This window comes from Streptosporangium sp. NPDC023615 (assembly GCF_040640155.1).
Classification (GTDB): domain Bacteria; phylum Actinomycetota; class Actinomycetes; order Streptosporangiales; family Streptosporangiaceae; genus Streptosporangium.
Map to the genome: position 1 here is coordinate 103,920 of NZ_JBFABE010000016.1, position 22,544 is coordinate 126,463.

The 22,544-nt window shown below is 73.6% G+C and carries 18 protein-coding genes; 7 read left to right on the forward strand and 11 right to left on the reverse strand.

Annotated features, from left to right (window positions below; all coding sequences use genetic code 11):
* Positions 1 to 46: 46 nt before the first annotated feature.
* Positions 47 to 1,393 (reverse strand): M20/M25/M40 family metallo-hydrolase, encoded by a 1,347-nt coding sequence (locus tag AB0G16_RS15145; RefSeq protein WP_362804495.1) that lies wholly within the window; start codon positions 1,391 to 1,393, stop codon positions 47 to 49.
* A gap of 278 nt (positions 1,394 to 1,671) precedes the next feature.
* Here AB0G16_RS15145 and AB0G16_RS15150 point away from each other — a divergent pair, with 278 nt between their 5' ends.
* Complete coding sequence (locus tag AB0G16_RS15150; RefSeq protein ID WP_362804498.1) at positions 1,672 to 3,066, forward strand: aspartate aminotransferase family protein; 1,395 nt, start codon at positions 1,672 to 1,674, stop codon at positions 3,064 to 3,066.
* Positions 3,067 to 3,178: 112 nt separating this feature from the next.
* Complete coding sequence (ald, locus tag AB0G16_RS15155) at positions 3,179 to 4,294, forward strand: alanine dehydrogenase (RefSeq protein ID WP_362804501.1); 1,116 nt, start codon at positions 3,179 to 3,181, stop codon at positions 4,292 to 4,294.
* Between the two features lie 79 nt (positions 4,295 to 4,373).
* Here ald and AB0G16_RS15160 read toward each other — a convergent pair whose 3' ends face one another.
* From AB0G16_RS15160 to AB0G16_RS15170, 3 genes are all read right to left on the reverse strand, one after another.
* Positions 4,374 to 5,786 (reverse strand): tetratricopeptide repeat protein, encoded by a 1,413-nt coding sequence (locus AB0G16_RS15160; RefSeq protein WP_362804504.1) that lies wholly within the window; start codon positions 5,784 to 5,786, stop codon positions 4,374 to 4,376.
* Between the two features lie 104 nt (positions 5,787 to 5,890).
* Positions 5,891 to 6,538, reverse strand: coding sequence for a response regulator transcription factor (locus tag AB0G16_RS15165; RefSeq protein ID WP_362804507.1), 648 nt, complete (start codon positions 6,536 to 6,538; stop codon positions 5,891 to 5,893).
* Positions 6,535 to 7,755, reverse strand: a complete 1,221-nt coding sequence (locus AB0G16_RS15170) for a histidine kinase (RefSeq protein ID WP_362804509.1) — start codon at positions 7,753 to 7,755, stop codon at positions 6,535 to 6,537. Before AB0G16_RS15170 ends, AB0G16_RS15165 begins: the two co-directional genes overlap by 4 nt.
* Positions 7,756 to 7,888: 133 nt before the next feature.
* Between AB0G16_RS15170 and AB0G16_RS15175 the strand changes: the two genes are divergently transcribed.
* From AB0G16_RS15175 to AB0G16_RS15185, 3 genes are all read left to right on the forward strand, one after another.
* The gene (locus AB0G16_RS15175; protein WP_362804512.1) at positions 7,889 to 9,697 is read left to right on the forward strand and encodes a gamma-glutamyltransferase family protein; all 1,809 of its coding nucleotides are present in this window, start codon (positions 7,889 to 7,891) and stop codon (positions 9,695 to 9,697) included.
* Between the two features lie 150 nt (positions 9,698 to 9,847).
* A complete protein-coding gene (gene merB, locus AB0G16_RS15180) occupies positions 9,848 to 10,588 on the forward strand; it encodes an organomercurial lyase (protein ID WP_362804516.1) in 741 nt (246 codons plus the stop codon).
* A 116-nt stretch (positions 10,589 to 10,704) separates the two neighbouring features.
* On the forward strand, positions 10,705 to 11,217 hold the full coding sequence (locus AB0G16_RS15185; RefSeq protein WP_362804519.1) for a hypothetical protein: 513 nt from the start codon (positions 10,705 to 10,707) through the stop codon (positions 11,215 to 11,217).
* 243 nt (positions 11,218 to 11,460) lie between these two features.
* Here the strand turns inward: AB0G16_RS15185 and AB0G16_RS15190 are convergent, their stop codons facing one another.
* Both AB0G16_RS15190 and AB0G16_RS15195 read right to left on the reverse strand, forming a co-directional pair.
* A complete protein-coding gene (locus AB0G16_RS15190) occupies positions 11,461 to 12,918 on the reverse strand; it encodes an NAD(P)/FAD-dependent oxidoreductase (RefSeq protein WP_362804522.1) in 1,458 nt (485 codons plus the stop codon).
* A gap of 429 nt (positions 12,919 to 13,347) precedes the next feature.
* A complete protein-coding gene (locus AB0G16_RS15195) occupies positions 13,348 to 13,524 on the reverse strand; it encodes a hypothetical protein (protein WP_362804524.1) in 177 nt (58 codons plus the stop codon).
* 205 nt (positions 13,525 to 13,729) lie between these two features.
* Between AB0G16_RS15195 and AB0G16_RS15200 the strand changes: the two genes are divergently transcribed.
* Positions 13,730 to 14,554, forward strand: a complete 825-nt coding sequence (locus tag AB0G16_RS15200) for an SURF1 family protein (RefSeq protein WP_362804527.1) — start codon at positions 13,730 to 13,732, stop codon at positions 14,552 to 14,554.
* A gap of 149 nt (positions 14,555 to 14,703) precedes the next feature.
* On the forward strand, positions 14,704 to 15,012 hold the full coding sequence (locus tag AB0G16_RS15205) for a DUF3817 domain-containing protein (protein WP_362804530.1): 309 nt from the start codon (positions 14,704 to 14,706) through the stop codon (positions 15,010 to 15,012).
* 237 nt (positions 15,013 to 15,249) lie between these two features.
* On the opposite strand, the gene AB0G16_RS15210 is transcribed toward AB0G16_RS15205, so the two are convergent.
* The 5 genes from AB0G16_RS15210 to AB0G16_RS15230 all read right to left on the reverse strand — a co-directional run bounded on the left by AB0G16_RS15210 (position 15,250) and on the right by AB0G16_RS15230 (position 22,503).
* Positions 15,250 to 15,441 (reverse strand): hypothetical protein, encoded by a 192-nt coding sequence (locus AB0G16_RS15210; RefSeq protein WP_362804533.1) that lies wholly within the window; start codon positions 15,439 to 15,441, stop codon positions 15,250 to 15,252.
* A 282-nt stretch (positions 15,442 to 15,723) separates the two neighbouring features.
* A complete protein-coding gene (locus tag AB0G16_RS15215; protein WP_362804536.1) occupies positions 15,724 to 17,109 on the reverse strand; it encodes a hypothetical protein in 1,386 nt (461 codons plus the stop codon).
* 138 nt (positions 17,110 to 17,247) lie between these two features.
* The gene (locus tag AB0G16_RS15220; protein ID WP_362804538.1) at positions 17,248 to 18,861 is read right to left on the reverse strand and encodes a serine/threonine-protein kinase; all 1,614 of its coding nucleotides are present in this window, start codon (positions 18,859 to 18,861) and stop codon (positions 17,248 to 17,250) included.
* A complete protein-coding gene (locus AB0G16_RS15225; RefSeq protein ID WP_362804541.1) occupies positions 18,854 to 20,926 on the reverse strand; it encodes a hypothetical protein in 2,073 nt (690 codons plus the stop codon). The genes AB0G16_RS15220 and AB0G16_RS15225 overlap by 8 nt, the downstream gene beginning before the upstream one ends.
* Positions 20,923 to 22,503 (reverse strand): serine/threonine-protein kinase, encoded by a 1,581-nt coding sequence (locus AB0G16_RS15230; protein WP_362804544.1) that lies wholly within the window; start codon positions 22,501 to 22,503, stop codon positions 20,923 to 20,925. The genes AB0G16_RS15225 and AB0G16_RS15230 overlap by 4 nt, the downstream gene beginning before the upstream one ends.
* Between the last annotated feature and the right edge of the window lie 41 nt (positions 22,504 to 22,544).

The window sequence follows — 22,544 nt, forward strand, 5'->3', positions numbered from 1 at the left end:
CCGGCCGTCCCGGACGGGCCGGAGGCCGGGCGGGGTGGGGCGGGCCTCAGGCGGTCGCGGAGCCGTACTCGTGCAGGAACAGCGCCTCGGCGGTGACGACCCGGTGGAGCTCGGCGAGGTTCACCCGCTCGTTCGGGGCGTGGATCGCCGCGTCCTCGTCCTCGGCGCCGAAGAGCAGGATCGTGGCGGCCGGGAACTGCCGGACCAGGGTGGAGACGAGCGGGATCGACCCTCCGGCGCCCACGTCGCGCGGCGGGCGGCCGAAGGCGCGCTCCATGGCCCGGTTCAGCGCGAAGCGGGCGGCGCCGCCGGTGTCGGCGAGGTAGCCCGAGCCCATGGTGTACTCGCCGACCTCGACCCGCACGCCCCAGGGGGCGACCTGCCGCAGGAAGTCGACCACGGCCTCGACGGTCGTCTTGGGGTCGCCCGCCGGGGGCACCCGGACCGTCACCCGGGCCCTGGCGACGGCCTGGACCGCGTTGATGGCACCGCCGACCGACGGGACGTCCAGGCCGGTGACCGTGATGGCGTACGAGGCCCACAGCCGGTCGGCCAGCGAGCCCGAGCCGACCAGCGAGACCCCGTCCAGCACGCCCGCGGTGGCCCGGAAGTCCTCCTCGGACGGGCCGGCGCCCAGGAAGCTGCCGCGCGGCAGGCCCGGGACCCGGATGTCGCCGTGGTCGTCGTGCAGGGCGGCCAGCATCCGGATCAGCGCGGCCAGGGCGTCCGGGGCGGCGCCGCCGAACGAACCGCTGTGCAGCGACTCCTCCAGGGTGCGCACCTCGATCGTGAAGGCGCCCATGCCGCGCAGCGACGTCGTCACCGCCGGATCGCCCACCTTGGGGTTGCCGCTGTCGGCGACCACGATCGCGTCGGCGCGGAACAGCTCGGGGTTGCGCTCGACGAAGGACTCCAGGCGCTCGCCCGCGTACTCCTCCTGGCCCTCGATGATGACCTTGACGCCGACCGGGAAGTCGCCCTGGAAGGCGCGGAGCGCCGCGACGTGCGCGATGACGCCCGACTTGTCGTCGGCCGCGCCGCGGCCGTGGATCGCGCCGTCGATCTCGGTCGGCTCGAAGGGCGGGGTGCGCCAGAGCGCCACGTCGCCGCTGGGCTGCACGTCGTAGTGCGCGTACAGCAGCACGGTCGGCGCGCCGGGCGGGGCCGGGGCCTCGGCGTAGACGGCAGGGAAGCTGCCCTCGACGGGGATCTGCCGGACGTTCGGCAGGCCGGCGCTCCGCAGCAACTCCTCGGTCAGCGCGGCGGCCGCGTGGACCGGCTCCTCCGGATGGCCGGGGAAGGCGACCGAAGGGATGGCGACGAGCCGCTTGAGGTCCGCGACCGCCTGCGTCATGCCGTCGGCGACGGCCTTCTCGATCTCGTCAGGAGTCACGACTTTCCCCCGAATCTCGATATCTGGTGCGTCCCATTGCACCACAGCGGCCACGGCGGCCGTGTCCGCGGATGATTTCAGCACACCGGGGTTCCGCCAAATGGAACCGGGGGCGGTCACGGTCGGCGCGCCGCCCCGCACGATCGCGGATTTCGTCGTTGTTACATGTTGGTTTTGCGGATTCCGGGGTTCTTGCACTCCACTACCACGCTTTCACTTGGCAAGAACCTTTCTGGAAGGCAGACTGTGGGGTGCCCGCTCAACGAGGGAAGATCGTGATGACCCACCCTGAGAACACCGACGTGGCCTCGCTCATGAAGGCCGCGCAGGACAACCTGTGGATGCACTTCACCCGGCACGGCTCCTACGAGGGCGCCGAGGTCCCGATGATCGTCAGGGGTGAGGGCTCCTCCATCTACGACGTGCGCGGCAAGCGCTACCTGGACGGGCTCGCCGGGCTCTTCGTGGTGCAGGCCGGGCACGGCCGCAGCGAGCTGGCCGAGGCCGCCGCCAAGCAGGCCCAGGAGCTGGCGTTCTTCCCGCTGTGGTCCTACGCCCACCCCAAGGCCGTCGAGCTGGCGCAGCGCCTGGCCGCCGAGACCCCCGGCGACCTCAACCGGGTCTTCTTCACCACCGGGGGCGGCGAGGCCGTCGAGAGCGCCTGGAAGCTCGCCAAGCACTACTTCAAGATCACCGGCAGGCCGCTCAAGCACAAGGTCATCAGCCGCCAGATCGCCTACCACGGCACCCCGCAGGGCGCCCTGTCGATCACCGGCATCCCGGCCTTCAAGCAGATGTTCGAGCCGCTGGTCCCCGGCTCGGTCCGGGTGCCCAACACCAACCACTACCGGGCCGACGAGATCACCGGCGTGCCCGGCATGACGCCCGAGCAGTACGGCTTCTGGGCCGCCGAGCGCGTCGCCCGCGCCATCGAGATGGAGGGCCCGGACACCGTGGCCGCCGTCTTCGTCGAGCCGGTGCAGAACGCCGGCGGCTGCTTCCCGCCGCCGCCCGGCTACTTCAAGCGGCTGCGCGAGATCTGCGACGAGTACGACGTGCTGCTCGTCTCCGACGAGGTCATCTGCGCCTTCGGCCGGCTCGGCACCATGTTCGGCGGGCAGAAGTTCGACTACGTCCCCGACATCATCACCTGCGCCAAGGGCATGACCAGCGGCTACTCGCCGATCGGCGCCATGATCGTCTCCGACCGGCTGTTCGAGCCGTTCAAGAGCGGCACCGAGATGTTCGCCCACGGCTACACCTTCGGCGGTCACCCGGTCTCCTCGGCCGTCGCGCTGGCCAACCTCGACCTGTTCGAGCGGGAGGACCTGCTCGGCCACGTCACCCGCAACGAGCCGGTCTTCCGCTCCACCCTGGAGCGCCTGCACGACCTGCCGATCGTGGGCGACGTGCGCGGCTCGGGCTACTTCTGGGGCGTCGAGCTGGTCAAGGACAAGGCCACCAAGGAGACCTTCAGCGCCGAGGAGTCCGAGCGCCTCATCCGTGGCTTCCTCTCCGGCGCTCTCTACGAGGCCGGGCTGTACTGCCGCGCCGACGACCGGGGCGACCCGGTCATCCAGCTCGCGCCGCCGCTCATCTGCGGCCCGGCGGAGTTCGACGAGATCGAGTCCATCCTCCGTTCGGTGCTGACGGAGGCGTGGAGCCGCCTGTGAACGCGGGGCCGGTGTCCCCCGGCGGATCCGCCGATCGCGTCGGACCCGCCGGAGGGCACCGCCTGACGCCCCTCGGAGTCCCACCGTGCCGAAGACAGGAAAGGGAAGATCAATGAAGATCGGCGTTCCCACCGAGGTCAAGAACCACGAGTACCGCGTCGCGGCCACGCCGGCCGGCGTGCACGAGCTCGTCCGTCACGGCCACGAGGTCTACGTCCAGCGTGACGCGGGCCTCGGCTCGCACCTGTCCGACGAGGAGTACCTCGGCGCCGGGGCCAAGATCCTCGACTCCGCCGACGAGGTGTGGGGCGAGGCCGACATGATCCTCAAGGTGAAGGAGCCCATCGCGGAGGAGTACCACCGCATGCGCCCCGGCCAGGTGCTCTTCACCTACCTGCACCTCGCGGCCGGCCCCGAGTGCGCCGCCGCCCTGCTGGAGCGGCAGGTCACAGCCATCGCGTACGAGACCGTCCAGGTCGGCAACACCCTGCCGCTGCTGGCGCCGATGTCGGAGGTCGCCGGCCGGCTGGCCCCGCAGGTCGGCGCCTACAACCTGATGCGCTTCAACGGCGGGCGCGGCGTGCTGCCCGGCGGCGTGCCCGGCGTGACCCCCGCCAGGGTGGTCGTCATCGGCGCCGGCGTGTCCGGGCTCAACGCCGCCCAGATCGCGGTGGGCATGGGGGCCGACGTCACCGTCCTGGACCTCAACGTCGACCGCCTGCGCTTCATCGACGCCGTCTACCAGGGCCGGATGAAGACCCTCGTCTCGACCTCGTACGCGATCGAGCGGGAGGTCCTGGCGGCCGACCTGGTCATCGGCGCGGTGCTGATCCCCGGCGCCAAGGCCCCGACGCTGGTCCCCAACGAGCTGGTCTCCCGGATGAGGAAGGGCTCCGTGCTCGTCGACATCGCGATCGACCAGGGCGGCTGCTTCGAGGACTCCCGGCCGACCACGCACGCCGAGCCGACCTACCGGGTGCACGACTCGATCTTCTACTGCGTGGCCAACATGCCGGGGTCGGTCCCCAACACCTCCACCTACGCGCTGACCAACGCCACGCTGCCCTACGCGGTCAAGCTGGCCGGGCTCGGCTGGAGGTCCGCGCTCCAGCAGGACGCCTCCCTCGCTCCGGGCCTCAACACCCATGCCGGGCGGCTCACCAACGAGCAGGTCGCCATCTCCCTCGGCCTGCCGTACGTGCCGGTCTCCGAGGTCGTCGCCGACTGAGCCCCGTCCGTCCGGTCGCCGGCCGCCCCGGCCCCCGTCCGCCCGGCCCGCCCGGCCCTCCGGCCCCGGGTCCTCCCGGTCAGGCGGGCCGGGCGGTGCGCAGGGCGCGGGCGGTGACCAGGACGTGCTCGATCTCCACCGGGGTCGGCCAGGGCGCCCCGCCCGGACGCAGCAGCGTGGCCCGTACGGAGGCCAGGTGCTCGATCGCGGCCCGGGGCAGCCCGCTCCGCTCGGTCAGCCAGGCCGTGACGTCGGCGTGGTCGCGCAGCGGCCGGGTGACGAGATCCCAGGTGCCGAGGATCTCGGTCAGGTCGGAGACCCTCAGCGGGGTGGCGCCCCGACGGCCGACGGCGGCGGCGGCCAGCTCGGCCCGGGCGACCAGCTCGGGCTCGGTGGCGCGGTCCCACAGGGGGGACGGCGGATCGCGGAGCCAGCGCTCGGCCTCGCGGGCGAAACCCGCGGCCGACAGCAGCGCCGCCAGCTCCACCGCGGCCCGGTGGTGACCGGCCTGTGCCGCCTGACGGAACCAGTGCTGCCCGCCCTGGATGTCGCTGTGCTCGGCGATGAGGAGGAGACCGAAATTGAAGGCCGCCTCGGGGTCGCCGCCCGCGGCGGCCCGGCTGAACCAGTGGCTGGCCCCGCGCGCGTCGCTCATCTCCACGCACACGAACCCGGCCGTGCGCTGGTCGTCGATCCGGCCCGTGCAGGCCGCGCGCTCGAACCAGGCGCGGGCGGTGCGCAGGTCCCCGACGGACAGCGCGATCCCGCCGAGCCGGGAGGCGGCGCCGGGATGCTCGTTCCTGGCGGCCAGCCGGAAGAACGCCTCCGCCCCCTCCGGGTCCCGGTTGGCCTGCAGGAACAACCCGAGATGGTAGGCCGCGTCGGCGTGACCGCCCCGGGCGGCCAGCTCCCACCAGCGCAGCGTCTCGTCCTCCTCACCGGAGGCGTAGGCGAGGAACCCCAGGTCGTGGGCGGAGGCGAGATCGCCGTCCATCGCCGCCCTGCGGTGCCACTCCCCGGCGGTCTCGGCCTCGCCGCAGTCCTCGCAGAGCAGCGCGAGCCGCCTGGCCGCGACCCGGGCGCCGGCCCTGGCCGCCGTCTCGAACCACCGGCGGGCGGCCGGGACGTCGCCGTGCTGGTCCAGCAGGAGCGTCGCCAGGTTCACCGCGGCCTCGACGTCACCGGCCTTCGCCGCCAGCTCGTACCACCTCGCGGCGTCGCCGGGGCTGCCGTGCTTCTCGTGCCAGACGCCCAGGTTGTAGGCGCTGTCGAGGTTGCCCGCGGCGGCGGCTCGCTCCCACCAGTGCCGGGCCGCCGAACGGTCGCCCCGCTGCGCGAAGTGCCGGCCGAGCAGGTGGGCGGCCTGCACGTCGCCGCCGTGCGCGGCGAGCAGCAGACCCGTCTCGCCGTCCGTGTCGTGCTCGTGCGCGGGCCTGCGGGGAGTGGGTATCAGCCCCGCGGTCGTCTCCGGGTCGTCAGGCCCCCATCCCATGTCACCCTCCTCGCAGACGGCACGCAGCCGACAGATCACAGAGTGACACGTAACCGATCGGTGACGGAAGGTAATCACACAGATCCGCTCCGCGCCGTGCCCGATCAGGACCAGCCGGGGCGGACCAGGCCGGACTCGTAGGCGATGACGACGAGCTGGGCGCGGTCGCGGGCGTGGAGCTTCATCATGGTCCGGCTCACGTGGGTCTTGGCGGTGGCGGGGCTCATGAACAGCGCGCCGGCGATCTCGTCGTTGGTCATGCCGGTGCCGACCAGGGCCAGCACCTCGCGCTCCCGGTCGGTGAGCGGGCCGAGGTCGCGGCCGGGGTGCGGCTCCCTGGCGCGGCTGGCGTACTCGGCGATCAGGCGGCGGGTCACGCCCGGGGAGAGCAGGGCGTCGCCCGCGGCCACCACCCGCACGGCCTGGATGAGCTCGGCCGGTTCGGTGTCCTTGACCAGGAAGCCGCCGGCGCCGTTGCGCAGGGCCTCGAAGACGTACTCGTCCAGCTCGAAGGTGGTCAGAATGATGATCTTCGGGCCGGGGGGCATCTCGCGGGTGGCGGTCAGCCCGTCCATGCCGGGCATCCGGATGTCCATCAGGATCACGTCCGGTCGCCTCTCGGCGGCCAGCCGCAGGGCCTGGGCGCCGTCCGCGGCCTCGCCCACCACGGTCATGCCGGGCTGGGCGTCCAGCAGGGCGCGGAACCCGGCCCTGACGAGGGCCTGGTCGTCGGCGAGAACGATTTTGATCATCGAGGTGCCTCCGGGGGCTGTCGTGGTGTCCCGGGGAGCGGCCGGGGCGCCTCCGGGGCCGGTCGTGGTGCCTTCGGGATCGGCCGGGGCGCCTCCGGGATCGGGAGCCGGGCCTCGACGCGGAAGCCCCGGCCGTGGCGGGCGGCGGTCAGCGTCCCCCCGAGGGCCGAGGCCCGCTCCCGCATGCCCGGGATGCCGTTCCCGCCGCCCAGGCCCTGTCCGGAGGCCTCGTCGCCCGAGCCGCCCGAATCGGTGACCCGGACGGTCAGCGCGCGCGGCCCGTAGTCGAGCACGAGCCTGACCGACGCTCCCCGGGCGTGCCGGGTGACGTTGGTCAGGGCCTCCTGCGCGATGCGGTACCCGGCCCGGTCGACCTCGGCGGGCAACGGCCTGACCTCGCCGGTGACCTCCCGCTCCACCGGCAGCCCGGTGCGCCCGACGAGATCGTCCAGCAGGTCGAGCCCGGCGGTGGGGGAGCGCGGGGCGTCGTCACGGAGCACGCTGAGCACCGAGCGCATCTCGGTCAGCACGTCCTTGGACGCCTGCTTGATCGTGGCGAGCGCGGTCCGCGCCTGCTCGGGGTGCTCGTCGATGAGATGAAGGGCGGTGGAGGCCTGCACGTGGATGAGGGAGATGTTGTGCGCGAGCACGTCGTGCAACTCCCGGGCCATGGTCAGCCGCTCCTCGCTGGCCTGGCGCCGCGACTCCTCCTCCTCGGTCCGGGCGCGCTCGGCCCGCCGCTCCCGGCGGATCCGGGAGAACTCCGCGACCGCCAGCACCAGGCCCATCAGCGCGGCCACCGTGAGGGCGTGGAGCCAGTCGCGGGCGGGGACCGGCGCGAACCAGATCGTGTGGACCACGACGAAGCCGTAGGCCAGGGCCCAGACCGGCCAGGCCACCCGCCGGTGCCCGGCGGCCACGGCGTGGTGGAACGCGATCACCGGGCTGAGGAAGACCGGGCCGTAGGCGTGGCCCAGGGCGACGAAGAGCGCGGCCGAGCCCACCGCGACGATCATGCTGAACACCGGATCGCGGCGGCGTACCACGAGGGCGAGGGGGCCGGCCAGCAGCAGCGCGCAGCCCGGCGGGCCGAGCGGGGCGCGGAGCAGGTCCGGGTCGTGGATCTGCCAGCGCTGCGCGGCGAGGGTGCCCGCCACCTGGAAGACCCCCGCGACGAGGGGCAGGATCAGGTCCGCCGGGCGGGGGGTGACGCGCACGTTCAGCACTGTACGTGCGCCCGTCCGGCGGCCGCGTCCCCCCGACGGGGCAGAAGGTACTACTTCGCCCGGAGTAGGGAAGGGGGCTGACAAGGCTCGGCCACTGGGCCAAGCTGTCTGCGGGAGGTCACTCATGATCCATCGTCGCGTCGCCATCCCCCTGGCGGGGATCCTCGCGGGAAGTTCCGTACTGCTCGTCAACCCTGCCGCGGCGTCCTCGCAGGCGCCCCCGGGCGCGCTCTCGGCGGCGGTGCAGGCGCCACCGGCGTCGCCGGACCGGCCCCGGGCCGAGAAGAAGCCCGTCGCCGAGGGGTACGGCGGCGCGGTCTCGACCGTCGACCTCGACGCCAGCAAGGCGGCGCTGGAGGTGCTGCGCCGGGGCGGCAACGCCATGGACGCCGCGGTCGCCGCCGCGGCCACGCTGGGCGTGACCGAGCCCTACTCGGCCGGGCTGGCCGGGGGCGGGTTCATCGTCTACTACGACGCGCGCCGCAAGAAGGTCCACACGATCGACGGCCGGGAGACCGCGCCGAAGGCGATGACCTCCACCTCCCTGGAGGGCATCCCGTTCGACGACGCCGTGACCAGCGGGCTGTCGGCGGGGGTGCCCGGCAGCGTGGCCCAGTGGGAGCTGGCGCTGCGCAGGTTCGGCACGCTCTCGCTGCGCCAGGCCCTGCGGCCCGCGATCGAGGTCGCCTCCAAGGGGTTCAAGGTCGACCAGACCTTCCACGACCAGACCGCGGCCAACGCGGCCCGGTTCAAGGACTTCACCTCCACCGCCAAGCTCTACCTGCCCGGGGGCGCCCCGCCGGCGGTCGGCTCCACCTTCCGCAACCCCGAGCTGGCCGAGACCTACCGCACGCTCGCCAGGCGCGGGGGCGACTGGCTCTACGGCGGCCGCCTCGGCGCCGAGATCGTGGCCACCGTCAAGAAGCCGCCGGTCACGCCGGGCTCCACCCGCAACGTGCGGCCGGGGCTGATGGAGCTGTCCGACCTGAGGGCCTACCGCGCGCTGGAGCGGCCGCCCACGAAGATGACGTACAAGGGCATGGACGTGTACGGCATGGAGCCGCCGTCCTCGGGAGGCTCGACGGTCGGCGAGGCCCTCAACATCCTCGAGGCCCTGCCCGAGGTCGGCCAGCACGAGTACCTGGAGGCCTCCCGGCTCGCCTTCGCCGACCGCGGGAAGTACGTGGGCGACATCCCGGGCGTCCCGCTCAGGCAACTGCTCTCCGACGGGTTCGCCAAGGAGCGCGCCTGCCTGATCGGCGAGCGGGCGATGGCGCACCCCGCCGCTCCGGGCACCCCCGACGGGACGTACGGGCCGTGCCCGGCCGCCCCGACGGCCGAGACGACCGAGGCCGCCCCCGAGGGTCCCGAGACCACCCACCTGGTGGTCACCGACCGGTGGGACAACGTGGTCGCCTACAACATCACCATCGAGTCGACCGGCGGCAACGGCATCGTCGTCCCCGGCCGGGGCTTCCTGCTCAACAACGAGCTGACCGACTTCACGTTCGGCCCGGCCCCGGGTGACCCGAACCTGCCCGCGCCCGGCAAGCGGCCCCGCTCCTCCATGGCGCCGACGATCGTGCTGGCCGACGGGAAGCCGCTGCTCGCGCTGGGCTCGCCCGGCGGATCCACGATCATCACCACCGTGCTGCAGGTCCTGGTCAACCGCTGGGACCTGGGCATGTCGCTGCCGGAGGCGCTGGCCGCCCCGCGTGCCACGCAGCGCAACACCGCGCAGACCCAGGCCGAGCAGGCCTACATCGACCGCTACGGCGCCGAGCTGACCGGCCGGGGGCACAGCCTGGTGCTCAATCCCGAGATCGGCGCGGCCACGGCGGTCGAGTTCCTGTCGCGCGGCAGGCTCCAGGCGGTGGCCGAGCCGACCCGGCGCGGCGGCGGCAGCGCGCTGGTGGTCAGCGAGCGCAGGTAACCCCGCGACGACGACCCCGGGCGTGAGGTGACCGCCCGGGGGCGTCCCCGCCGCGCCGGTGCCGGACGGAGGGGGCGTCCGGGAGTGACCAGGTCCGGAAAGGCGTTGGGATCAAGGAGTCGTCAACGTCCGAGGACCGAGGAGCCGCCGATGACCGACCACCACCCCCTGACGGGCACCGCCGGGCTGTGCGCGATCGAGGACGTCCGCCTGGCCGTCTACACCGGCTTCGCCCGCACCGGACGCGCACCCGGTGTGCCGGACCTGGCCGCGGGGACCTCACTGGCCCCCGACCTGGTACGGCAGGCGCTGAGGCGCCTGCACGAGAACCGCGACATCGTCCTGGACCCCCGGGACGGCGGCCGCGTCGTCATGGCGCACCCCTTCTCCGCCGTCCCGCTCGGATTCTCCGTCATGGGCGCGCGCACCCTGTGGTGGGGCGGCTGCGCCTGGGACTCCTTCGCCGTCCCCCACCTGCTGACCGGGGAGCCCGACGTCCTGGTGGCCACCCGCTGCCCGGCCTGCGACACCCCGCACGCCTGGGTGGTCGGCCGGGACGCGCCCCCGCGGGGCGGGCAGGTGGCGCACTTCCTCGTCCCCGTGCGCCGCGCCTGGGACGACGTGGTCCGCACCTGCGGCAACCAGCGCCTGTTCTGCTCCACCGGCTGCGTCGACGCCTGGCTGAGGCGCACGGGTCACGAACGCGGCCATGTCATGGACCTGGCCACCCTCTGGCGGCTCGCCCGTCACTGGTACGCCGGACGCCTGGACCGCGGCTACGTCCGCCGCGACCCCTCCTCGGCCGCGGCCTACTTCGCGGGGGTCGGCCTGCGCGGCCCCTTCTGGGGGTCGTCCGCCGCCGAGGACGGCCCGGAGGCGTCCGCCGGCTGACGTCCGGGCGGCCGAGGCGCGGCCTTGTGCAGCGAGGCGGGGCCTTGTGCAGTGAGACGCGGCCCTGTGCAGCGAGACACAAGTGATCGACAAGAAGCGGCGTTCACCCTGGCCGTATGACGACCTCATGGCGCCGAAGCGCCGCTCTGCTGGGACTTGTCCTGACCCTGCCGCTGGCCCACGCGGCGCCGGCGAGTGCCGGGCACGCCTCCGACGAACTCATGATCCGCCTTGAGAGCCTCTACGCCTCCGACATCTCCGAGTCGGGGGGCCACGATGAGCTCTACCTGCTCCGCAAGGGCAACGGGCTCGTCTGGCCGGGCGAGTATCCGGGCATCAGCGTCGCCGCGAACGACTGCATCGTCTTCGGCGCGGACTCCTCCATGTGCCCGGACGGCAGCAACGTGCGACCCGCGGGCGACCAGAACGTCAACTGGGCGAACCTCCGGGCGGCCGGGGGCGAGCAGGTCACCCTGGAACTCTGGGACGAGGACCTGATCGGGGACGACAAGCTCGGCTCGTCCACGATCACCGCCGCCGAGGGCGACTCCGGCACGGTGCTCTGGCGCAAGTCCGGCGATTGGCGCTACCACTTCAACTACAGGGTCACCACCAACCCCTGGCCGTGACATCGGTCGCGCCGTCCCCGGGGCCCTCGGCCCTCACCGGCCCTCACCGGCCTGGACCCGGGGTCTGGACCGCGGGGGTCTGAGCCCGGGCCTGAGCCCGAGGGGGAGCACGCGCACGAACGGCCCACCGCCGCGCCCGGCGCCGGCGGGGGTGGGACGGGGGTGAGGCGGGGCGCTCGGGCGGGTCCGGGCCGTCGCGGGGAAGGCGGTCGCGGGGCGGCCGGGACCGGGTTCGGGGCCGAATCAGTGGATGAGGTCGAAGGCCGCGCGCTCCGGCCGCCGGGTGCGTGCCCAGTACTCGAAGGTGAAGCCCGGCCAGACGGTCCGGTTGACGCCGTGCTCGTCCAGGTACCAGCTACGGCAGCCGCCCTCGCTCCAGACCAGCCGGTCCAGCCGGGCCCGGAGGCGGTCGTTGTAGGCGCGCTGGGCCTCGGGGCGGACGTCCAGCGCCCTGGCCTTCGTCCTCGACAGCAGGCGCAGGCAGTCCAGGACGTACCGGACCTGGGCCTCGATCATGAAGACGACCGAGTTGTGGCCCAGGCCGGTGTTGGGACCGAGCAGGAGGAACAGGTTGGGGAAACCGGTCGTGGTGATGCCGTAGTAGGCCTCCACGCCGTCCTGCCAGGCCTCCTGGATCTTCCTGCCGTTCCTGCCGACGATCCGCTGCTCGTTCAGCGCGTCGGTGACCTTGAAGCCGGTGCCGTAGACGATCGCGTCGACCTCGGTCTCCCGGCCGCGGGCGTCGACGATCGAGTTCTCCCGGATCTCCCGCACCCCGTCCGTGATCACCTCGACGTTCTCCCTCGTCAGGGCCGGGTAGTAGTCGTTGGAGATCAGGATGCGCTTGCAGCCGATCGTGTAGTCCGGGGTCAGCCGGGCGCGCAGCTCCGGGTCGGGCACCTGGGCGGCCAGGTGCCGCCGGGCCGACGCCTCGTGCACCCTCATCAGGCGCGGGTCCAGGGCGAAGCCCAGCGCCCGGGTCTCCAGCGCCCAGTAGATCGAGGTACGCAGCGCGCGGGCCGCGCCGGGCAGGGCGAGGAGCCGCCTCGCCCTGGGGGAGAAGGCGAAGTCGGGCTTGGGCTGGATCCAGGGGGGCGTGCGCTGGAAGAGGTGGAGGCGGGAGACCTGGCGGGCGAGACGCGGGACGAACTGGACCGCCGAGGCCCCGGTGCCGACGACGGCGACCCGTTTTCCGGTCAGGTCGACCGAGTGATCCCATTCGGCCGAGTGGAAGGAGGGGCCGGAGAAGCTCTCGCGACCGGGGATCCCCGGCAGCGACGGCACGTGCAGCGCGCCGATCGCCGAGATCACGGCGTTGGTGGTCAGGCTCTCACCGCCGGCGAGGGCGACCCGCCAGTTCCGCGCCGCGTCGTCGTACTCCAGCCCGACGACCTCCCTGCCGAACCGCAGGTGCGGCTCCAGGCCGTACTTGACGGCACAGGCGCGCAGGTACTCCTGGATCTCGGCCCGCGGGGAGAACATCCGTGACCAGCCGGGGTTGAGCTCGTAGGAGAAGGAGTACATGTGCGAGGGGACGTCGCAGGCGCAGCCGGGGTAGGTGTTGTCCCGCCAGGTCCCGCCGAGCTCCCCGGCCTTCTCCAGGACGACGAAGTCGTGGTACCCGGCCTCCTTGAGCTTGATCGCCATGCCCAGCCCGGCGAAGCCGGAGCCGATGATCGTGATCCCGGGGCGCGTGTTCATGGGGTCTCCTCGCTGGCCGTTTCCGGTGACGACCTCTCCGGTGCGTGCTCCTCCCGGTCCGGTCGCGGCGATGGGAGCGTTCCGTGCGCTTGTTATTGGATTATTCGTCCAATGTAATGAGTGGGCGGTGTCGTCGTCCATAGTGAGCCGTATCACACCGACCAGTCGGTATGTGGAGGGTGGCGGGAGGCCGGGGAGATGTCCCGGCGGACCGGGAACGCGAAGTCCCCTGGGGAGGTCCGGGACGCGCCGTTCGAGGGGTGATGTCCGGCGCGGCGTGGCGTCATGAGGGGCGGGCCGTCACGCGGGCGGGGCCGGGACCTCCGGGAACGCGAAAAGCGCCGAGGGCGGGAACCGTCGGCGCTGCGGGGTCTTCCGTGATCTTCGGGAGCCCCGGGACGTTCCGGGGATCCCTGAGGGGCTTCGGGGTCAGAGCACCAGGTAGGCGACCACGGCGACGATGACCAGCACCGCGACCACCACGCCCACCGTGATCGGCAGGGCGAGCGACCGCTTCTCGGGAGCGGCCTCCGGGTCCTTACGCTGGGCGAACGCGCGGAACGCCTGGGTGTTGCCCGCGGGGTCAATCTGCTGAGGATCAGACATGGGGATGACTTTAGCGACACGGGATGCCTCCCAACACTGATTTGTGTCACTTTCGTGAAAGCCCGCACCGGGTGCCGGATGTGAGGCCGGGGTTCCGGGCCGGGGCTGCGGGCCGGGGCCGGCGGCCGTTTCGGGAGCGGATCGTCGCCGGCCGGGGTGGGGTGCTGGGGACCGGACCGCCGACCCGGCCGGATAGCGTGGTGTCATGCTGCGCATCCTGTTCTCCGCCCGAGTGGTGGCGCTCCACCTGCTCGCGATCGGAGCGCTCGTCGTGTGCGCTCTGCTGGGCAGGTGGCAGCTCGGCGTCTTCGAGGACTCAGGCAAGCCCCGATCCCTGCTCGACCCGCCCGCGGTGGCGGTCGCCGAGCTCACGGCGCCCGGTGTGCACATGACGGCCGACAGGGTCGGCCGCCGGGTGACCGCGCAGGGCACCTTCGACGCCTCGAAGCAGCTCCTGGTGGCCGGGCGCGAGGGCGGCCTGTGGGTGCTCACCGCCCTCGACCTCGGTGACGGCACCGCCGTTCCCGTCGTACGCGGCAGGGTGGCCACGGCCCAGGATCCGGCGACGGCCGTGCCCGAGGGCAGGGTGACCGTCACCGGGCGGCTACAGGCCTCGGAGGACACCGACAGCGTGCAGCGCCGGATCCGGCAACTGCCGCAGGGGCAGGTGATGACCGTCTCGTCGGCCGAGCTGATCAACCTGTGGCGGGGGACGAAGCTCCGCAACGGGTTCGTGGTGGCCGCCTCCCAGTCACCGCCCCCGGCGGTGGCCCTCCCGGCGGTGAGCGTCCCGCCGCCGACCGAACCCGGCGGGCTGACCTGGCGCAATCTCGCCTACGCCGCCCAGTGGTGGATCTTCGGGCTGTTCGCGGTCTTCATGTGGTGGCACTTCGTGCGCGACGCGTTGCGCGGCCGTACGGGGAACCCCGCCGGGCCGGAGCCGTCTGGACCGGAGCCGACCGGGCCGGAGGCGTCCGGGCCGGAGGCGGAGTCCGTGTCCCCGGCGCTACGCGCCCCCGCCGAACCGTGAGGCGCGACCGATCCCCGTACCAGGGCACGGACAGGGGGGCCGGGCAGGGGCCGGGCGGTTCCTCGTCCTTTCCCGGCCGCCGCCCCGCACCACCACCCGCACCGCCCGTGAACCGTGAACCGCGAACTTCAAGACCGAGGTAACCGACCGTGGAATCCGCTCTCAAGCCCTTCCGTGTCCTGGCGTACATCGTCGGCGTGATGCTGCTCGTCCTGGTCACCTGCATCGTGCTCAGGTACGGCTTCGGCATCGAGGAACCGTCGAAGATCGTCTCCCCGATCCACGGCTTCCTCTACATGCTCTACCTCGTGGCCACGATGAATCTGGGCATGAAGGCCCGCTGGACGTGGCCCTACATCGTCGGCGTGATGCTCGCGGGCACCGTGCCGCTGCTCTCGTTCGTGTTCGAGCGCAAGGTCACCCGGCGCGTGGAGACGGAACTCGCGACCCCGGCCTGAGAGCCCGTCGCCCGGCCGTCCGGCCGTGCTCTCCCGGCCGTGCTCTCCCGGCCGTGCTCTCCCGGCCGTGCTCTCCCGGCCGTGCTCTCCCGGCCGTGCCCACCCGGCCGTGCCCACCCGGCCGTGCCCGCCGGCTGACCGGCCTGGCCGTCGTCCGGCCGTGACCGTCACCTGGCCGTGCGTGACCGTCGCCCGACCGGCTCCCCGGCCGGTCGGGCGCGCGGCGGGCACCGTCTCTCAGCGGCCGAGACCGCGCCTGCGGGAGCGCTTGAGCCGCGCCCGCTGGGACGGGTCGAGCATCAGGTAGCCGACGACCGGGGCGGCGATGACGCCCAGGAGGATCAGCGTCGTCACGAACCCCGGCAGGAACATCCACGACAGGAACACCACTACTGCCGCGCCGATCGCGTACTTCTGGACGGGTGACATTCTCAACATCCTCCGAACGCGGGGCGGGCGCCCCGTCTGTAGTTCATTGTGCGTCGTCGGTTCAACGTACGGACCCACCCCCGTGGTTCCAACCGAGATATATCGTGATCGTCGCCGTACCGCCGGGAGGGGGAACCGTCGCGGCGCCGGGGCGGGCACGCTTCCGGCCGCGACCCCCGGAGCTCTCGGAAATCCCCGGAAGCCCCCGGGGTCCCCGCGGTCCCCGGAAGCCCGCGGAGGTCCCGAGGGGGCGGGCATGACCGGGCGGCCGGGGCCCGGGGCTCATCCCGTCCGGGCGAGCTGTTCGAGGACCCACCGGGTGGCCGTGTAGGCGGCCTTGCGGGTCCTGCCGTCGCCGTCCTCGCCGATGCCGCGCTGATACTGGACGCTGGTCACGAGGTTGGCGGTCCGGAAGACCACCGAGCTGTAGTAGGTCAGCTTGTTGGTGCCCTCGGAGGCGTAGGCCTCGGAGCCGATCCCGGTCACCGGCCCGGCGGGCCTGACGAACGTGATGGGCAGGCCTACCGCCGTCGCGGTCCGCTCGCGCTCCTGCTTGAGGAAGCGCGCGTAGAGCTGCCCCGCGGCCTTGTCGGAGGGCAGGCGGAAGGTGGAGACGGTCAGGGTGTAGGTCAGGTTCTTCGGCTGCCCCGTGGTCCTCCACGTGCACGTGTCCTTCTTCCTGCCGCTGGGGGTGGCGTCCACCTCCAGCTCGGCCGCCTGTTCGGCGGACAGGAGCGCGCAGGGGTCCGGGGCACGGGAGAACGCGGTGGGCAACGCGATCGGCGCGGCGACCGGCGCCTGCTCGGCGGCCTGGCGGGGCCGGAGCCAGAAGGCGAGCCCGCCGGCGACGAGCAGTACGGCCAGGACGGCGGCGACGAGGAGCGCCCGGTTGGATCCCCCGCGCGTCCGGGCCGCTCCGCCCGGACCGGGCCGGACGGGGTGGCCGGGCCGGTCGGCCGGCCCCGGGGCGATCCTCTCCAGCGTCAGCCGTACCGAGGTGGCGTCGGGCCGATGGCCGGGGGCGGCCGCCAGCAACTCCTCCACCAGCGGGACCAGCGGACCGGACCCGGTGGTCCCCACGGGGCCGGTGGACGGCGAGGCCAGCGGTATCCCGCCGCCGATCACCGGCACGGGCCGCTCGCCGGTGTCGGGTGTCCGGCCCTCGACGGCGGTGAAGAGGGTGGTGCCGAGGTCGTGGAACCCGTCACCGGTCGCGAGGGCGGCGACGCCGGTCAGCACCACCCGCCCGCCGGGGGTGAGCAACACGGTGTCGGGGGTGGCGGCCAGGTGGATCCCGCGCTCGCGGGCGGCGGTCAGCGCGTCCAGCACCCGCAGTCCCACCTCGGCGGCCCGCTCGTCGGAGAGCGGGCCGTCGGCCCTGACGCTCTGCAGCAGCGAGCGCCCTTCGACCGACTCCATGACCAGCCAGAACCGGTCGTGAGCCGGGATCACGTCGTGCAGGGTCGTGACACCCGGGTGCCGCAGGTCCGACGCCGCGCGGATCTGCCCCAGGAGCCACTCCCGGTACGGTCCCGGGGGCGGCAGCCGTACCTCCGAGATCGTCACGTCGCGGCGGAGCAGTTCGTCACGTGAGCGCCAGCTCGTGCCCGCCCGGTCACGGCGCTCCAGCAGGCGGTAGCGCCCGGCCAGCAGGGTGGGGTCGGTCATCCGCCCTCCCCGGCGGTGGCGCGGCGCCGGGCGCGCGGGGCGCACCGGGCGCGGACGGGGCGGACGGGGCGGACGGCCCGGCCTGTGCGGACGGCCCGGACGGTGCGGCCTGTGCGGACGGCGCGGCTCGTGCCGTTCTCAGTCACGGCTGTTCAGCTCCTCGGAGACCTGGCGCGCGACCTGCAGGGTCTGCCGTCGCAACGGCGTGCCGACACGCTTCCCCTTCTCCGAGAGGGTGACCTTGACGAGCAGGTTGCTCACCCGGAACCGGATGACGCAGTAGGCCCGGCCGCCGGTGAGGGTGTCGTAGGAGAACGCCTCTGCCCCGACGTGGCGGACGTTCCTGAGCGGTCCGGTGGTGCCGACCAGGCCGGTGCCCTCGTCGGCGGCGGTCTTGACGCGTTCGGAGTCGAAGAACGCGTGGGCGGTGTCGGGGCCGCTCTTGCCGGCGACCGCGGTCTTGTGGTCGACCGAGACCCACAGCCCGCGGTCGGCCGGGTCCTTCAGGGGGCCGTCCCAGGCGCAGTAGGGTTCCCCGCCTCTGTCGGGGACCACGGAGGTCGGCGACGCCTCCGGCACGACCACCCCGGCCTGCGCGTCGGTGAGCAGCGTGCACGGGTCCGGGGCGGCGACGAACCGCCCGGCCGCCACCGTCCCCGGCGCCGCGGACGCTCCGGACGTCCCCGGCACCCGAGGCTCCCCGGAGTCGTCCCCGGTCAGCAGCACCGTCCCGGCCGTCACCGCCGCGGCCAGGGCCAGCGCCGCTCCGGCGATCAGGGCGGTGCGGCGCCGCCCGGCCCGGCCGGTGACCTGGGCGGGGGGCGGCCCTGTCCCGTACGGCGTTCCCGTCCCGTCCGCCGCCCGCGGTTCCCGGCGCGGTGCGGTCGCCGGGGAGAGCGGGCCCGCGGGCAGTCCCTGGGCGACCCGCCGCAGCGCGGCGCGCAACCCGGCCTCTCCCGGCCGGTCCCGGGGCTCCTTGGCCAGTACGGCCAGCAACACGGGAGCCAGCTCCCCGGCCCTGGCCGGATGGGGCGTCTCCTGGGTGAGGACCGCTCCGAGGGTCGCCACCGGCGTGCCGCGCTGGAAGGGTCCCCGGCCCTCGACGGCCGCGTACAGGGTCGCGCCCAGGGACCACAGGTCGGCGGCGGGCCCGTCGTCCTGGCCGCGCAGCCGCTCGGGGGCGATGTAGCCGGGAGAGCCGACCAGCGCGTCCGGTGAGGTGAGCTGGACGTCGCCCTCGACGGTGGCGATGCCGAAGTCGGTCAGCAGCACACCGCCGTCGTCGGCGAGCATGATGTTGGCCGGTTTCACGTCCCGGTGCATGATGCCCCGGCTGTGCGCCAGCGCCAGCGCGTCCAGCACGGCCAGGCCGATCGCGGCCACCCGGTGCGGGGGCAGGGGGCCGCCGGCGCGGATCGCCTGGTCCAGCGAACGGCCCCGGACCAGGTCCATCACGATCCACGGGCGGCCGTCCTGGGCGACGACGTCGTGGACGGCGACGATCGACGGGTGCCCCAGCCGGGCGGCGGCGCGGGCCTCGCGCATGGTGCGCTCGCGGGTCTCGGCGCGCTGTGCCTCGGGCAGCTTCGGGTCGAGCGTGACCTCCTTGATGGCCACCTCGCGGTGGAGCAATTCGTCGCGCGCCCGCCACACCACGCCCATCCCGCCCGCGCCCAGCCGTTCGACCGCCCGGTAGCGGCCGGCGAGCACGGGCAGCGGGCGGGATGCCCGGCCGGCCGGCCCGTCAGTCATCGGTCTTCAGGGATTCGGTGAGCCACCGCGCCACCTTCAGCGCGCCCTGGCCGATCTCGCCGTCGCGGTCCTCCTTGACGCCGCCCCGCTCGTAGTCGACCTCGGCGATCAGGTTGCTGATCCGGAAGACCACGGTCGCCTTGTAGGAGCCGCCGTAGAGGTTGATGGAGGTGTACGAGCTCGATGTGAAGGCCTCCTCGCCGATGCCGCTCAGGTCCTTGGGCGGAAGGGGCTTCGGAGTGGTGAACTGGCCCTTGTCGAGGATGTCCTTCTTCTTGCCGGCCATGTACTCCTTGGCCCGCGCGACCTCCTTCTGCGCGATCAGCCGGACCCGCAGGTCGTACTTCTCCACGTTGGGCTTGCGCCAGTCCTGCTGGTTGAGCCAGTTGCACGTGGAACGCTCGACCTCGGAGCTCCTGAACCCGGGGACGACCTCGCCCGCCTGGTTCTCGTCGAGCAGGCTGCAGGCCCGGGGCGCCGTGGCGAAGCGGCCCTTGGCGCCCGGCGGTTCCGTGGGGAACGCCTCGTCGGCCGGGCTCGTGAGCACCGAGGTGAGCAGTACGCCGATGGTGACCGCCATGCCGAAGAGCAGCGCCCCGGTCAGCGCCACCACGGGCCGGGGTACGAGGACCCCCGACGTCTTCGTGGAGCGCGCGGTCGGCTCGTCCGCCAGGTTCCGGGCGGCGTCGGTCACCGGGGGGACGGGTTCGCGGGACGCCTTCTGGCGGGGTCCCGGCGGCGGTCCCTGCGGCCCGAGGGGCGGTCCCGACGGTCCCGGCGGTCCTTGCGAGCCCTGTGGGGAGCCCTGCGGCGAGCTCTGCTGCGAGCCCTGTGGCGGTCCCTGCCAGGGGACCTGCCGCGCCGTCTGCGCCGGTGAGCCCTGGGGCAGGCTGGGCCAGGCGGCGGGGGTGTCCTGCCCTCCGGGGAATCCCTGCCCGACCGTGGGCGCGTCCGGGGAGGACGTCGAACCCGGCGGGCTCCCCTGAACGTCCTGGGCGGGGGACGGGACCTGACGGGTGGCCGGGACGTCCCGGAGGGGGAGCCCGGCCGTGATGGCGGACATCTGCTCGTTCAGGTTCTTCCTGAAGGGCGCCGTCACGTCCCCCTCGGCGGCCGGAGCGCCTCCGCTCTCCTGACCCGCCCCGGCTCCCTCGTGCTCTCCGGAGCCCCGGGGTCCTCCGGTCCCCTCCGACCTCGCGGGGCTCGGGGGGCTCGCGGGGCTCTCGGCGGAGAAGGGCTCCGGCGCGCCGGAGACGCGCGAGGTCCCCGGAGCGTCACCCGTCTCCGCCGGTCCGCCGGGCCCGGAAGGTCCGGAAGGTCCGCCCGGCCCGGGGTGGCCGCCCGGCCCGGTACTCCCCGGTCCGGGGGCTCCCGGGAACGGCGCGCGCACGTCGTGCGGGCCCGAGGCGGACGTGTTCTGAGGGAACGACGCGGGCATGGTGTGCGGGCCCGAGGCGGACGTGTTCGGCGGGAACGGCGGGGGCACGTTCTGCGGGAACGGCGGGGGCGCCTCCGGGCCGGGAGGCGGCCCGGGACGGTACCGGGAGATGTCGAGCAGCGCGGTGCGCAGCGTGGACGGGTCCGGCCGCTGGGAGGGCTCCCCGGCGAGCAGCCGGAACAGGATCGGCGCGATCGGGCCGGCGTTGTCCAGGGAGGCGCCGGGCGACGGCGGACGGCCCTCGACGGCGGTGTAGAGGGTGGCGCCGAGCGACCACAGGTCGGCGGCGGGGCTGGTCACGCCCTCGGGGGAGGTGAAGAGCGAGGACGGCAGGGACGGCGGGGCGAGGGTGATCTGGTCGTACGGGCCGAGCAGCACCGAACTCGGCCGCACGTCGCCGTGGAGCATGCCCTGCATGTGCACGGACACGAGCTGGTCCAGCACGGCCAGGCCGACCACCGCGGTCTGCTGCGGGGACATCGGGCCGAACCGGGCGATGACCTGCTCCAGGGAGCTCTGCTCAAGCATCGGCGCGCCCTCGGCCCCGGCGATCCCGGGCCCCTGCGCGGGAGCGGCCTGCCCGCCCGCGTGCCTGCCCTGGGGCCGGGGGAGGTCTGGATGGTTCATTCGCCAGCCTTCTGCTTGTTCAACGCGTTCGCGACCCATGTCGCGGCGGTGTGGGCGCCGGCCTGGATCGCCGGACCGTCCTTGCTGCCGTCGACCACGCTGTAGCCGACGTCGAGAACGAGGTTGTCCACGCGGATGATCACGTAGCTCTGCTCCAGTCTGCCGGTCTTGCGGTTCTCGTGGACGTCGTAGCCGAAGGCCTCGTCGCCGACGGGTTTCACCGCCCTGGGCGCGGTGGAGCGGGAGGAGCGCAGGCCGGCCTGGATCTCCGGCCAGCTCCAGGCGCTCTCCCCGCTGGGGATGGTGCCGTTGCGCCGGTTCACGAACAGCTCGTGAGCCTGACGCGGGCTCGTGCCCCACTGCTTGTCCCCGGAGAGGCGCACCTCCAGCCCCACCCCGAGGGCCGGCCACTGGCACCCCCCGTCGTTGGTGGGCTTGCCCTCGACCGCCGGCGAGGGCAGCAGCCGGCCGGCCGTGGCCGCCGGGATGAGCGCGCAGATGTTCACCGGCGTGGTGAAGGCGCCGGGACTCTCGCTGAGCCTGACCTTCTTCTCGGCGGCCGTGGAGCCCGAGGCGGACAGGAAGGTCACGCCGAAGGTGATCCCGGCGACCGCCAGGACCCCCGCCACCTCGGCGGCGACCCACAGCGCCGTGCGCCTGCCGCGCGACCCGGCCGGCGGTACGGCGGTGTCACGCGCCGGGGGTGCCGGGGACGGCGGGGGGTGACGCGGGCCGTACGACAGGGCGCCGCTCGCACGGCCGGAGGCGAGTTCCGCCAGTGAGCGGGCGGCCTCCTCGAAGGACGGCCGGGCCTCGGACACCGGGTCGAGCATGCGCGTCAGCAGCGGGCCCAGCGCGCCCGCGCGCTCCGGCGGCCTGGGCGGTTCGGTGAGCACCCGCCCGATCGCCGCGATCGGGGTCTCCGCCGGGTGCGGCGGCATCCCCTCGACGGCGAAGTAGAGGGTGGCGCCGAGGGACCACAGGTCGGAGGCGGGGCCGCCCCGCTCGCCGCGGAGCCGCTCGGGCGCGATGTAGTTGGGCGAGCCCACCAGGTGGTCGGTACGGCCCGAGGTGCCCTCGCCGTCGACGACCGCGATGCCGAAGTCGGTGAGGACGGCCTTGCCCGTCCTGGTCAGGAAGACGTTGCCCGGTTTGACGTCGCGATGGACCACCCCGGCGGCGTGAGCGGCGCCGAGCGCGCTGAGGACGCCCACCCCGACCCTGGCCGCCTGGTGTACGGGCAGCGGGCTCCGGTCGCGGACGGTCTGCTCCAGCGACGTCCCCGAGAGCAGTTCCATGACGAGCCAGGGGCGTTCCTGCTCGATGACCACGTCGTGGACGGTCACGATCGAGGGATGCTTGAGCCGGGCGGCGAGGTTGGCCTCGCGCAGTGCCGCGGCACAGACCTCCTGCCGTCCGGCGGCGTCGAGGCCGGGCGGGATCCGTACCTCCTTCACCGCCACGTCGCGGCCGAGCGTCTCGTCGGCGGCGAGCCAGACCGTGCCCGTCCCCCCCTCACCGAGGGGGTTGAGCAGCCGGTAGCGGCCTGCCAGCACTTGAGTGTCGATCCTGCTCACCCCGTTCGCCGTCCCATCGCGAACAGCAACATAGTCACTTA